At 65.2% G+C, this 13,295-nt stretch carries 10 protein-coding genes; 1 reads left to right on the forward strand and 9 read right to left on the reverse strand.

What is annotated here, in order from left to right; genetic code table 11:
* The first annotated feature begins 38 nt into the window (after positions 1-38).
* The gene (locus ABLE71_RS04315) at positions 39-2,777 is read left to right on the forward strand and encodes an HAD-IC family P-type ATPase (protein WP_348782122.1); all 2,739 of its coding nucleotides are present in this window, start codon (positions 39-41) and stop codon (positions 2,775-2,777) included.
* Positions 2,778-2,807: 30 nt separating this feature from the next.
* Here ABLE71_RS04315 and ABLE71_RS04320 read toward each other — a convergent pair whose 3' ends face one another.
* The 9 genes from ABLE71_RS04320 to ABLE71_RS04360 form a co-directional block, all read right to left on the reverse strand.
* Entirely contained in the window at positions 2,808-5,177 is a 2,370-nt protein-coding gene (locus tag ABLE71_RS04320) for a phosphoketolase family protein (protein ID WP_348782123.1), read from the reverse strand.
* A 128-nt stretch (positions 5,178-5,305) separates the two neighbouring features.
* Entirely contained in the window at positions 5,306-6,190 is an 885-nt protein-coding gene (locus ABLE71_RS04325; RefSeq protein ID WP_348782124.1) for an aldose 1-epimerase, read from the reverse strand.
* On the reverse strand, positions 6,187-6,984 hold the full coding sequence (locus ABLE71_RS04330; protein WP_348782125.1) for a FadR/GntR family transcriptional regulator: 798 nt from the start codon (positions 6,982-6,984) through the stop codon (positions 6,187-6,189). The genes ABLE71_RS04325 and ABLE71_RS04330 overlap by 4 nt, the downstream gene beginning before the upstream one ends.
* Positions 6,985-6,986: 2 nt before the next feature.
* Positions 6,987-7,985: an ABC transporter permease gene (locus tag ABLE71_RS04335; protein ID WP_348782126.1), complete on the reverse strand. Its 999-nt coding sequence runs from the start codon at positions 7,983-7,985 to the stop codon at positions 6,987-6,989.
* Positions 7,982-9,505: a sugar ABC transporter ATP-binding protein gene (locus tag ABLE71_RS04340; RefSeq protein WP_348782127.1), complete on the reverse strand. Its 1,524-nt coding sequence runs from the start codon at positions 9,503-9,505 to the stop codon at positions 7,982-7,984. The genes ABLE71_RS04335 and ABLE71_RS04340 overlap by 4 nt, the downstream gene beginning before the upstream one ends.
* 72 nt (positions 9,506-9,577) lie before the next feature.
* Entirely contained in the window at positions 9,578-10,564 is a 987-nt protein-coding gene (locus ABLE71_RS04345; RefSeq protein WP_348782128.1) for a substrate-binding domain-containing protein, read from the reverse strand.
* Between the two features lie 30 nt (positions 10,565-10,594).
* Positions 10,595-11,371: an SDR family oxidoreductase gene (locus ABLE71_RS04350; protein WP_348782129.1), complete on the reverse strand. Its 777-nt coding sequence runs from the start codon at positions 11,369-11,371 to the stop codon at positions 10,595-10,597.
* Between the two features lie 5 nt (positions 11,372-11,376).
* The gene (gene dgoD / locus ABLE71_RS04355) at positions 11,377-12,549 is read right to left on the reverse strand and encodes a galactonate dehydratase (protein ID WP_348782130.1); all 1,173 of its coding nucleotides are present in this window, start codon (positions 12,547-12,549) and stop codon (positions 11,377-11,379) included.
* Positions 12,550-12,709: 160 nt separating this feature from the next.
* Entirely contained in the window at positions 12,710-13,291 is a 582-nt protein-coding gene (locus ABLE71_RS04360; RefSeq protein WP_348783658.1) for an invasion associated locus B family protein, read from the reverse strand.
* Positions 13,292-13,295 lie beyond the last annotated feature (4 nt).

The following is a 13,295-nucleotide window of genomic DNA, read 5'->3' on the forward strand; positions in this document are numbered from 1 at the left end:
AGGCCGCTATCGATCATGCCGCTGGGGCAGGCTCAGGGATGACCGCGGAGAAAGCGGGAAGCCGGTCCACGCTATCGGAGCAGGGTGATCTGCACTGGCACTGCCGGAGCGTTGCGGATGTGCTCGCCGCGGTGGGGTCGAGCGCCGGCGGCCTCTCACCGGACGAGGCCAAGGGGCGCCTGGAGGCTCATGGCCCGAACCAATTGCCGGCTGCACCCCCGCAGCACCCGATGCTGCGCTTCCTTGCACAGTTCAACAATGCGTTGATCTATTTCCTGCTGGCGGCGGCGGGCGCCGCCGCGATGCTCGGACACGTCATCGACGGCGCCGTCATCCTCGCCGTCGTGTTGATCAATGCGATTGTGGGCTTCGTGCAGGAAGGCAAGGCCGAACAGGCCCTGAACGCCATTCGCGGCATGATCGCCCCGCAGGCGGTCGTCATTCGTGATGGGGAGCGGCACTCCATCGATGCCAGGTACATCGTGCCGGGCGACATCGTCGTGGTGGAGGCCGGCGACAAGGTTCCGGCGGACGCCAGGTTGCTGCGGGCCCGGCAGTTGAAGGTGGACGAGGCCATTCTCACCGGCGAGTCGGTGCCTGCCGAGAAAAGCGAGCTGTCCGTCCGCGCGGAAGCGCCGCTCGGCGACCGCTTCTGCATGCTCTATTCCGGAACGCTTGTCGCGACGGGACAGGCGACCGCCGTCGTCGTGGCGACGGGAGGCAGGACCGAGATCGGCCGCATATCGAGGCTGATCGGCAGCGTGCAAACCCTGACGACCCCGCTGTTGCGGCAGATCAATCAGTTCGGCCGGGTCTTCACCTGGTTTGCGATCGTCACCGCGGGGCTGCTGTTCGCATTCGCCGTGCTCGCGAGGGGTTACGGCTGGGTCGATGCGCTGATGGTCGTGGTCGCGCTCGCGGTGGGCGCGGTGCCCGAGGGACTCCCGGCCGTCATCACCATAACCCTGGCGATCGGGGTACGCCGGATGGCTTCCCGCAACGCCGTGGTCCGGCGTCTTCCCGCCGTGGAGACGCTGGGCGCGACATCCGTCATCTGCTCCGACAAGACGGGCACGCTCACCAGGAACGAAATGACCGCGCGCCGGGTCGTGACCGCCGACAGCGAGTTGCTGGCGCCGGGCACAGGCTATGCGCCGTCGGACGGCTCGACCGCCTCCGGAACCGGCGATACAGTGCCCGATCCGGTGCGCTTCGATCTGATCCGTGCGGCGCTGCTCTGCAACGACGCCCGGCTGGTCGAGCGTGACGGGCTGTGGAGCGTGCTCGGCGATCCTATGGAGGGTGCGCTCGTCACGCTCGCCATGAAGGCGGGATTTTCCACCGACGACGAGCGCGAAATGTGGGCGCGGCTCGACGAGATTCCCTTCGACGCGCAACACCGCTTCATGGCGACGCTGCATGTCGGGCCGGACGGCCGCCGGCGGATCTTCGTCAAGGGAGCGCCGGAGCGGGTCCTGTCCATGTGCTCCGGCCAGGCGGGCGCCTCGGCCTCCGCCGGCATCGACCAGCACTACTGGCAGCGGCGCATAACGGAAGCGGCGTCCGATGGCGAACGGGTCCTGGGCTTTGCCATGGCCGAAGCCGACGGAGACAGCGAACGGCTCGCCTTCGACACGTTCGAAAGCGGCCTGACCTTCCTCGGCATCGTGGGTTTCATCGACCCGCCGCGCGCGGAAGCCGTGGCTGCGGTAGCGGAATGCCGCGCGGCGGGCATTGCGGTCAAGATGATCACCGGCGATCACAACGGCACGGCGCTGGCCGTCGCGCGCCAGCTCGCCCTTGCCGATGATCCTCAAGCGCTGGCGGGGGTCGCGATCGACGTTATGTCGGACGACGAACTGCGCAACGTCGTCGAGCGGGTCAGCGTTTTTTCCCGCACCACGCCGGAGCACAAGCTGCGCATCGTGCGCGCCCTGCAGGCCAACGGGCGCATCGTCGCCATGACCGGGGACGGGGTTAACGACGCGCCGGCGGTCAAGCAGGCCGATGTCGGCGTCGCCATGGGGCGCAAGGGCACCGAGGCGGCCAAGGAGGCGGCCGAGATCGTGCTCGTCGACGACAACTTCGCCTCCATCGTCGCCGCGGTGCACGAAGGGCGCACCGTCCACGACAACATCCGCAAGGTGATCGGCTGGACCTTGCCGACGAACGGCGGCGAAGCGCTCGCCGTCATTCTGGCCATTGCATTCGGTCTGAACCTGCCGATGACGCCGGTGCAGATTCTCTGGATCAACATGATCACGAGCGTCACGCTCGGTCTGGCGCTCGCCTTCGAGCCGCCGGAACCGAATGTCATGCGCCGCCCGCCAAGGCCGCGCGACGCCCCGATCCTCTCGCGCTTCCTCGTCTGGCGCATCGTCTTCGTGTCGCTGCTGTTCACGCTCGGCATTTTCGGCATCTTCGAATATGCGCTGCAACAGGGCCTGGGCGAAGATGTTGCGCGCACCATGGTCGTCGACACGCTGGTGGTGATGGAGATATTCTACCTCTTCAACGTGCGTTACCTTCACACGACGTCCTTCAGCTTCGTCGGGACGATGGGTACGCCGGCGGTCCTGGCGGCAATCGCGGTGGTCGTGGCGGGCCAGCTCGCCTTCACCAACGCGCCCTTCATGCACACGCTGTTCGGCAGTGCGCCGGTGGCTTTTACGGACGGGCTGCTGATCGTCGGCATAGGCCTTGCCCTGATGGCCGTGCTGGAGGTGGAGAAGGTCGTCATGCGACGGCTCTCGCCGGCCGTCGCCGACGCCGCCTGACGGGTCTCGCGATGGTGCGCGCCGGCCCGCTCAGCCCGGCCAGCGCCAGTCCCTGATCTCCGGCATGTCTTCGCCGTACTTGCAGACATAGGCCGTGTGCTCGGCAAGCTTTGCCTCAAGCGCGGCGGTGAGTTCCGCGGCCCGATCGGCCGCGAGGGCGGGCAGGCGCCGGATTGCCGCGAGCGCCAGGTGATAGCGGTCGAGCTGGTTGATGACAGCCATGTCGAAGGGCGTCGTCGTCGTTCCCTCCTCGCGGAAGCCATGGACATGGAGATTGCCGTGGTTGTTGCGCCGGTAGGTCAGGCGATGAATGAGGTAGGGATAGCCGTGATAGGCGAAGATCACCGGCTTGTCCGCCGTGAACAGCCGGTCGAACTCTTCGTCCGTGAAGCCGTGCGGATGCTCGGTGTGGGATTGCAGCGTCATCAGGTCGACGACATTGACCACCCTGATCTTCAGATCGGGCAGCGCCGTGGACAGCATGTCGACGGCGGCGAGCGTCTCCAAGGTCGGAACGTCGCCGGCGCAGGCCATGACGAGGTCGGGCTCCTGCCCGGCGGGACACCGGCAGGCCCATTCCCATATGCCGGCGCCGGCCTCGCAATGTTTCTCCGCCGCTTCAGCCGTCAGCCATTGCGGCGATGGCTGCTTGCCAGCGGTGATGACGTTGATGCGATTGTAGGTCCTCAGGCAATGGTCGGTGACCCACAGCAGGGTGTTGGCGTCGGGCGGGAAATAGAGCCTGACGGTATCGGCCTTCTTGTTGGCGACGAAATCGACGAAGCCCGGGTCCTGATGGCTGAAGCCGTTGTGGTCCTGCCGCCAGACATGCGAGGTGAGCAGGTAGTTGAGCGATGCGATCGGCTTTCGCCAGGGCAGCTCGGCGGAGGTCTTCAGCCATTTTGCGTGCTGATTGACCATCGAATCGACGATGTGGATGAAGGCCTCGTAGCATGAGAACAGCCCGTGCCTGCCGGTGAGCAGATAGCCTTCGAGCCAGCCTTGGCATAGATGCTCCGACAGCACTTCCATGACGCGGCCCTCGCGCGCCAGATGCACGTCATAGGGCTCGATCCTCTCCATCCAGACCCGGTCCGTGACCTCGAACACGGCATCGAGGCGGTTCGAGGCCGTCTCATCGGGACCCATCAGGCGAAAATTCCGCGCCTCAGCGTTGAGGCTCATCACGTCGCGCAGATATGCCCCCATGAGGCGGGTTGCCTCCGCGGTCACGACGCCCGGCTCGGGCACGTCGATAGCGAAACTCTTCCACGCGGGCAGCACGAGGTCCTTCTTCAGCAATCCGCCATTGGCGTGCGGCAGCGCGCCCATGCGCTTGGCGCCCCGCGGCGCGAGCGCGGCGATGTCCGGCAGCAAGCGGCCGTCCGCATCGAACAACTCGTCGGGCCGGTAGCTTTTCATCCACTCCTCGAGGATCTTGCGATGCGCCGCGTCGCCGCGCGCATTGGACACCGGCACCTGGTGCGAGCGCCAGAAATCCTCGACCTTCTTGCCATCGACCTCCTTGGGTCCGGTCCAGCCCTTGGGGCTGCGCAGCACGATCATCGGCCAGCGCGGGCGGTCGCCCGACCAGCCTTGCGCTCGCGCCTCAAGCTGGATCGCGCGGATGCGGTCGAGCGCCGTATCCAGCGCCTCGATCATGGCCCGGTGCATCGGTTCCGGCTCGTGACCCTCGACAAACAGCGGCTCGTAGCCGAAACCCGTGAAAAGGCTTCGCAGTTCGCCGTCCTCCATCCGCGCGAGCAGGGTCGGATTGGCGATCTTGTAGCCGTTGAGGTGCAGGATCGGCAGCACCGCGCCGTCGACCTTCGGGTTGAGGAATTTGTTCGAGTGCCATGCGGCCGCCAGCGGCCCCGTCTCGGCCTCGCCGTCGCCGACGACGCAGGCCACAACCAGATCAGGATTGTCGAACGCCGCGCCGAAGGCATGCACCAGCGCATAGCCGAGTTCGCCGCCCTCGTGGATGGAGCCGGGCGTCTCCGGCGCGACGTGGCTGGGGACGCCGCCGGGGAAAGAGAATTGCTTGAACAGCTTCTTCATCCCGGCAGCGTCCTGGCTGATCTCGGGATAGTGCTCGCTGTAGCTGCCTTCCAGATAGGTGTTGGCGACCATGGCCGGCCCGCCATGTCCGGGTCCGCAGATGTAGAGAACGTCGAGGTCGCGCTGCCTGATGACCCGGTTGAGATGCACGTAGATGAAGTTGAGGCCGGGCGTGGTGCCCCAATGGCCGAGCAGCCGGGGCTTCACGTGCTCGGCCTTCAGCGCATCGCGCAGCAGCGGATTGTCCATCAGGTAGATCTGGCCGACGGAGAGATAGTTGGCCGCGCGCCAGTAGCGATCCATTTCGCCGAGCATCCTGGATGACGTCGAATCCGTCATATGGTCCTCCGATTGCTGCGTGGGAGCTCTATGCCGGGAAATATGGGCTTGCTTAATGACCGTAGTATGGAGCTTTGCATCCGGCCACAAGGGCCGCCGCTGTCGCACGTCTGCCCGCGGCGCAAGACTTACGTGCGGGCTACCGAGAAGGTTGCCCTGGCCTGCATGGATTCACCCGGCCCGAGCTGGCGCAGCCCGTTCCACGGGGCGGACGGCGCGCAGTTGTGCGCGTCGACGACATGGCTCACCGGTTCGAAACAGAAGAAGCCGCTGTCCCCGGAAGGCGAATAGATCAGGTAGAATTCAAGCGGCGTCGACGCCTCGATCCGAAGTTCCATTGCGTTGTCGGGCCAGACTATGCGGGCCTGCCCCGGCCAGCCGGCGAGCAGGTTGTTGATCCATTCGCCCGGCAGCGGCGAAGGCTGGCTGAAGTCCCAATTCGGGTGACGGCTCAGCGGCTCGAACCCGTCTGGAAGATGGTCGTGCGTCTCCAGACATACAGCGGCGGCCGGCGCCTGAAGCAATGTTCCGGCGGTCCGTGGCAGCCACGGATGAAGACCCAGGCCGTAAGGCAGCGTCAGCGATGCCTGGTTGACGATTCGCAAGCCAATCGTGAGCGACAGTTCCGTCGCCGTGTAGCTGACCTCCCCAGCATATCGGTACGGACCTGGCCCGTCGCTTTCCAGGTTCAGCGTCACACTGTCGGGCGCGGTGGCGCCGACAGCCCATTCGCTGTGGAAGGCATTGCCGTGGATGGGGTAGCGCTCGCCGGGCAGGTTCGGCTCGAGCCGATGGAAGATGCCGTCGGCATGGAATCCGCCGCCCGAGATGCGGTTGGACCAGGGCATGAGCAGGTTGCACGCCAGCGCAAACGGATCGCCGCTCCCGCCTGGAGGCCATGGCCTGAAAACCGGAGTTCCGGCAAAGTCGAACCTTGCCAAGCCCGCTCCGAGGGACGGTACGACCTCAGCGCGAAGGTCACCCTTCCCGATGACGATCGTCCTTGTGGTCATCGCGTCCGCTTGCGGTCGGCGGATCGCCTTTCCTTTAGCCCGGCCTTGTCGGCCACCGCCAACAGGTCGAGCGAGGCGATGTCGATCAAAGCGCTCATCTGGCGTTGGGCGTCGTTTTCGCGGCGCATCCGGATCGCCTCGAGCACGCCGCCGTGAGCGCTGAGCGTCCTCTGGTAGTTCTCGGTCGCGGAGGTGGTCAGCCTGAAGGAGAAGCTCAGCGCCGCCGCCAGCATGTTCGCCAAGTTGGCGAACACCGGATTGCGGCTTGCACGCAGGATGCCGCTGTGGAAGCGGACGTCTGCGTCGAGGCAGGCGGCGAGGTCATTCTCCGGCGCCGCGCACATGGCTTCATAGGCGGCCTCGATCACGGCGAGATCGCCCGAACTCGCCATTCGTGCCGCGAGCCGCGCGGCGGCGGGTTCTATGACCAGGCGCGCCTCGATCAAGCCGCGTACGAAATCGAGGTCGGGCTCGATCTCGCCCATCCACTCCAAAACCTGCGCGTCGAGCCGGTTCCAGTCGGCTGACGGCCGCACGCGCGTGCCGGCCCGCTTGCGCGCCTCGATCAAGCCTTTGGCCGAGAGCGTCATGAGGGCGTCGCGCAAGGCGGTGCGGCTCGCCGCGTAATGCGCGCACAGTTCGGCCTCGGTGGGCAGGACGGCAAGCGGCGGATAGAAGCCGGACAGGATGCGCTGTCCGAGATCGCGCGCGATGCGATCCTTCAGGGACAGGCCCGACGCCTCGGCGGCGGGCTCCTGTCTCGGCTGCGCGGCCGCAGCGGGTGCGGACTCCATCGTCACGTCCTGTTCAAGTGATACTCGGCGATCACGACAGCAAGGATCAATAACGAGCCTTTTGCAAGCAGCTGGTAGAAGGTGGGCACCGAAGTCAGGATCATGCCGTTGTTGAGGACGCCGATGATGGCGACGCCCAGCAGCGCGCCGACGATCGTTCCCTTTCCGCCCTGAAGCGCGCAGCCGCCGAGCACGGCCGCCGTGATGGCCTCGAGCTCCAGGCCCTGGGAGCCCGACACAGGCTGACCCGATCCGGTCCTTGCGGCGAGCAGGATTCCGGCAAGCCCGGCCGCGACGCCGCTCATGATGTAGATGCCGACGCGGTAGCGGTTGATGTTGATGCCCGAGAAGCGCGCGACGATCGGATTGCCGCCCAGAGCGTAGATGTTGCGGCCGACGATCGACCGCGACAGGAACAGATGGAAGGCGACGGCCGTCAGGATCAGTATCCAGATGAGCAGGGGAAGGCCGAGGATCCGGCCGATGCCGATGAACCGAAACGTATCGCTGAAGATGGCGATGGACTGCCCGTCCGACATGATGAAGGCGATGCCGCGGAAAATCGCCATGGTGCCGAGCGTGGCGATCACGGCGTTGACGCGTCCGTAGGTGATGATGATGCCGTTGACGAGCCCTGCGATGCCGCCCACCACGAGGCCGGCCGCGATGCCGGCGCCCGGCGAACCCGTCGACTGGATGGCCATGGCCGTCGAAACGGTGGTCAGGCCGACGATGGCGCCGACCGCTATGTCGAGCCCGCCGGCCACGATGACGACCGTCTGGCTCATCGCCAGCACACCGAGGATGGTGATGCCGAGGCCGATATTGAGGACATTGCGGCTGGAGAAGAAGACGTCGCCGCGAAGCGATCCGAAGATGACGACCAGGATGGCGAGAGCAACCAGCAGACTGATGTTGTGGACGCCCACGCGTTCGACGATCCGCGACAGGCCTTGCCGGGGGTTTTCCGCCGCGGACGATCTGAGTTCGACAGTGTTCACTGGACGCGGTCTCCAAGGGACGAAGGCGATTGCGGCATTGCGTGGCGCAGTATGGCCGCTTCATCGATGTCGGGGCGGGTGAGTTCGGCCGTCACGCGGCCGTCGGCCATGACCAGGATGCGGTCGGCAAGCCCGATCAGTTCGGGCATTTCCGAAGAGATCAGGATCACGCCGATGCCATTGGCTGCGAGTTCGCCGATCAGACGATAGATTTCCGATTTGGCGCCGATGTCGATGCCGCGGGTCGGTTCGTCCAGAATGAGCAGCATCGGCTGGCGGGCAAGCCAACGCGCCAGCACCACCTTCTGCTGGTTGCCACCGGACAGTTTCGAGACCTCCTCGTCGAGGCTCGGCGCCTTGATCGACATCTTGGCGGCCAGCGGCGCGACGATGTCCATGGCCCGGCGCCGGCTGAAAAAACCGAAGCGCCCGGTCCGATCGGTCACGCACAGCGCCGCGTTGTCGAGAATGCTGCGGAACAAGAGCAGTGCTTCATACTTGCGATCCTCCGGCGCAAAGCCGATGCCGGCGATGATTGCCGCCTGAGGACTGTCGGGAGCAACGGCGACGCCGTTCATGGAGACGCTGCCGGAACGGCGCCGATCAAAGCCGAAAATCCCCTTGGCGAGTTCGGAGCGGCCGGCCCCCATGAGCCCGGCTATTCCCAGCACCTCGCCCTTGCGCACGGTCAGGCTGACATCCTTCACCTTGTCCGTGGTCAGACGATCGACCTTCAGCACGACGTCCTGCGCGGCCTTGCTCTCGCGCGTGAAGAGGTCGGCCACGTCGCGTCCGACCATAAGCTTGGCGATCCCCGGTTCGGTCGCGCCGGCCGCCGGCGAATCGTCGACCAGCCTGCCGTCGCGCAGCACGACGATGCGGTCGGCGAAGTCGATGATCTCGTTCAGCCTGTGGGAAATATAGACGATCGAAGCGCCCTCGGCGCGAAGCCCGCGGATCACGGCGAACAGCCGCCGGGCCTCGTCGTCGGTCAGCGAGGATGTGGGCTCGTCGAAGGCGATCAGCCTGCCCCCTGCCCTGACGGCGCGCATGATCTCGACCATCTGCCGCTGCGCCGGTCCGAGCGTCGAACAAAGCTGGCGCGGGCTCATATCGCGCTGCATGCCGAAGTCCGCCAGCACGGCATTGGTCCGGTCCTCCAGCGTCCGCCAATCGAGGAACAGGCCGGCCAGCCTCGGCATCTCGCCGACGAAGATGTTCTCGGCAACCGTGAGGTTGGGCACGATCTCCGGTTCCTGGTGGATGATGCGGATGCCCGCCCGCTGGCTGTCGCGCGGCTCGGCGAAGGCAATCGGCGCACCGTCGCCATGGACCGTGCCGCTGTCAGGCTGGAACACGCCCTCGAGTATGCGCATCATCGTCGACTTGCCGGCGCCGTTCTCGCCGACGAGAGCAAGGAGCTCGCCCGGGCGGAACGCGATCGAAACCCTGTCCAGCGCCTGCACGACGCCGAACCGCTTCGATACGCTGTCCAGCCTGAAGAAGTCCGATTGCGTCAACACTTGCTCCCGATAAATCGATCCGGCGGAAGTACGGATCGTGCGCCTTGAAGGCGCACGGTCCGATGTCGCTCAGGGGCAGAGCTTCGCCTTGTAGTCGGAGGCGAAGTTGGCTGCCGTGATGTATTCCGGATCGGTGAAGGACTGAACGGGCAATTCCGTTCCATCCTTGATCGAAGCCAGCAGGATCTTCATCGCCAATGCGCCGTGATTGGCCGAGTTGAGCCACATCGTACCGCGGAAGGCCGACGCCGTACCCGAACCGAACGCTTCGCAGGCACGGCTTCCGTCGATGCCTATGCCCATGCCCTGGTCGGCACTGTAGCCGGCGTTTTCCAGCGCGCGGGCGCCACCAAGCACGCCATCGTCGTTGCAGGAATAGAAGATCCAGTTGGTGACGTCGGGATTGGCGGTCAGGGTCGTCGTCATCACGTCGATGGAGTTCACCATCGTGTTGTCATAGGCCACGCGCACGATGTTTTCGGGCTTGAAGTCCGGAACCGCCTTCAGGAAAGCTTCCTCGGCGCCCTTGTTGCGCTGCATGCAGGTGTCCGCCTTGCGGTCCTCGATCGAGGCGATGCGGACTTCCTTGCTCGCCCATCCTTCGGATGTGTAGAGCTTGGCCAGTTCTTCGCCGACGCGGGCACCGATGTTGTAGGCGTTCATGCCGACATAGGGCACCTGCGTGCCGTCTTCGTAATAGATGTCGTCGTCGACGGCCACCAGCGGAATTCCCGCGGCCTTCGCCTTCTGGGCGATGACGGGGCCAAGCGCCTTGTCGGGGACGACGATGGCCACACCCTTCACGCCGTCGCCGACCATCGTGTCGAAGGTGGTGATGGTGAGGTTGGCGTCGAACTGCACGTCCTGCGACACGAAGGTCGCGCCGGCGTCCTCGGCCGCCTTCTTGGCGCCGGCGACCTCGGCGACGAACCACGGATGGTCGCCCATCTTGTTGATGTAGCCGATCTTCACGTCCTCGGCGGCGGCGTAGTGCGAAAGTGCGAGCGTAACGGCGGCGGTGCCGATGGCTGCGATGGTCTTGCCTGTCAGTCTCATGAGTTCCTCCCTGTGAGCTGGTTATCGTGGTTAGTCGTGGTAGAGAACCGAACGGCCTCCATCGATGGTGATCGTCGCGGCATTGATGAACGGCGCCTCGTCCGAAGCGAGGAAGACGGCCGTCATGGCAACCTCCTCCGGCCTGCCGATTCTTTTGGGCGGATGGAGATCGTAGGCCCGCTGCTTCTCCGCGGCCGGGTCCGGAAAAGTGTTCCAGTAGGCTTCGGCGATCGGCGTTTCGATGTAGCCGGGAGCGATCGCGTTTACCCGTATGCCGTGTGCCGCGTATTCGATGCCGAGCGAGCGCGTCAGACCGAGCAGAGCGTGCTTGGCAACCGGATAGGGGAATGTGTGCGGGATGATCCGGAAGCCGTGGCAACTCGCGATGTTAATGATCGCGCCGGCTCCCTTTTCCAGCATGATCGGAAGCACCGCCCTGGAGCACAGCCAGGCGGCTTCGAGGTCGAGCCTCAGGCAGCGTTCCCATTCCTCGTCGGGCATCGCCAGCGGCTCGTAAAAGACATTGGCGCCGGCATTGTTGACCAATATGTCGACGCCGCCGAAGGTCTCGACCGTGCGCGCTACCATGGCCGCGACGGCGTCCTTTTCCGTCACGTCGGTCTCTATGAAAATCGCCTGCGCTCCCGATGACCGCAACTCGTCGGCGATCGCCCTGCCGGTTTCGCGATTGAGTTCGGCGATCACGGTTGCCGCGCCTTGCGCCGCGAAGGCGCGCGCGGTCGAGGCCCCGATGCCCTGCCCGGCGCCGGTGACGATGGCGATCTTTCCCTGCAGACGTCCGCCCATCGTGTTCACCAGTCGACCACCGTGCCGTCGGCCATCACCGCATTGCGGGCATGCAGCACCTCTTGCCGGAAAGGATGTTTGGCGATGACGGCCTCATCGACGGTGACGCCGAGTCCCGGCAGTTCGGGAAGGTCCCATCGGCCCGGCTTGCGTTTGATCGGCCAGGTCACGACCTCGTCGTACCAGGGCACGGCGCCCGACATTTCCTCCTGGATGATGACGTTGGGGGTGGATATGCCGAAATGCAGCGCGGCGACGCCGGCAAGCGGCCCGAGCGGATTGTGCGGCGCCAGTCCGATGCCGGCCGTTTCGGCAAGCGCGGCGATCTTCTTCGTCTCGAGCAGGCCGCCCGTATGACAGATGTCGGGCTGCGCGATGTGGAAGGCGCGCGCACCTATCGAATGCGAGAACTCGCGCCGCCCGATCAGGCGTTCGCCCGAAGCGATGGGCACCGGCGACTTGGCGGTGATGTGCGCCAGTCCGGCCACGTCCTCGGGCGGCACGGGTTCTTCCGCGAACATCACCCTGGCCGGTTCGATGGCTCTCAGATAGTCCATGGCGGCGTTCACCGAAGCCGGACGGCCGTGGAAGTCCACCATGATGTCGACGTCCGGGCCAACGGCGTCGCGCAGCGAGCCGACCATGCTGGCGACTGAATCGACCGCCTTGGCGGGGGATACGTAGTGCGTATAGGGAATGCAGACGACCTTGACCGCGTCGTAGCCGGCCTGGGTGACGATGCGCCCACGTTCGATGATCGAGGCCACGGAGTCGGTTTCGTAAACGGCCTTCATGTCGCCGAGACCGAGATGTGTATAGGTGCGCAGATAGTCGCGCACCTTGCCGCCGAGCAGGCGCCAGACCGGCACGCCAAGCGTCTTGCCGAGAATGTCCCAAAGGGCGATCTCGATGCCGCTGACGGCGGACATGCCTTCGACCCCCAGGCGCCAGAACCCGTGCCGGGTCAGGATCTGGTAGCACTGTTCGATATTGCGCGGGTCCTGCCCGACCAGCAGCGCCTCAAGGTCTGCGACGGCGCCGACCACGGCGCGGGTCTTCCATTCAAGCGTAGCTTCGCCCCAGCCGAACAGCCCGGGCTCGTCGGTCTCGACCCGGACGAACACCCAGTTGCGCATCTCCGCATTGCAGACGCGCGTGCTGACGGCGGTAATCTTCATCATTCCTCCCGAATGTCGTCTTTTGCGACATTATGTATGATTTATTATAAGTAAAATCGGGTATGTCAAGCCACTGCACCGATTTGTATGGCGCGTCAGCAGGGATTGAGAGGCTAGAATCACAAGATCGGTTCGGGTCCTGAGCGATTTGCCGAGCCGATCAATCATTCCGATCGATTGCCGCGACAGCTTTCGCCAGTCCGTAAAGCGGCGCCAGGATCGTGGCGGTCTCCCTACCGGAGAGGCGGAACGTCACGGGTTCAGCACGCTGGATCATTCCGCGCATGTCCCGATCCAGCAAGAGTGTGGCAATGCACACATTGGGGTCGCAGGCTTCGACGGGGACCGCGATTTCGCGCGCATTCGAAAGGCGCAGCGTGATCGTACCGTCAGGTCCGATGCTCGCCGGCGCGCGCAGGATGAAGACAGGGCTGCCGTTTTCGGTGGCGGCGAGCGACCACGAGAAGACAGTCTTGCCACTGGCGTCGACAAAGGTCTCGGTGACATTGCACACCTTGGTGCGGGCCTTCAGATCTTCGTCGCAGATGAGCGTCCAGTTCGGAAACGGATGCATGATCCGTCGAATCTGCCCGAGCATGGCTCCTTCGGGAATGGCGATGTCCGTCGGCTTGACCCTGGCGGCGGAGTCGGCGGCAAAGGCATGCGAGGCCAGACAGAGGCAAGCAATGACGGCGAGCGCGGCGATGCTCCGCAAAGCGCTTGCCGCAACGGGCGCGCTCATCGCC

Source organism: Mesorhizobium sp. KR9-304 (assembly GCF_040049215.1).
Lineage (GTDB): Bacteria > Pseudomonadota > Alphaproteobacteria > Rhizobiales > Rhizobiaceae > Mesorhizobium_K.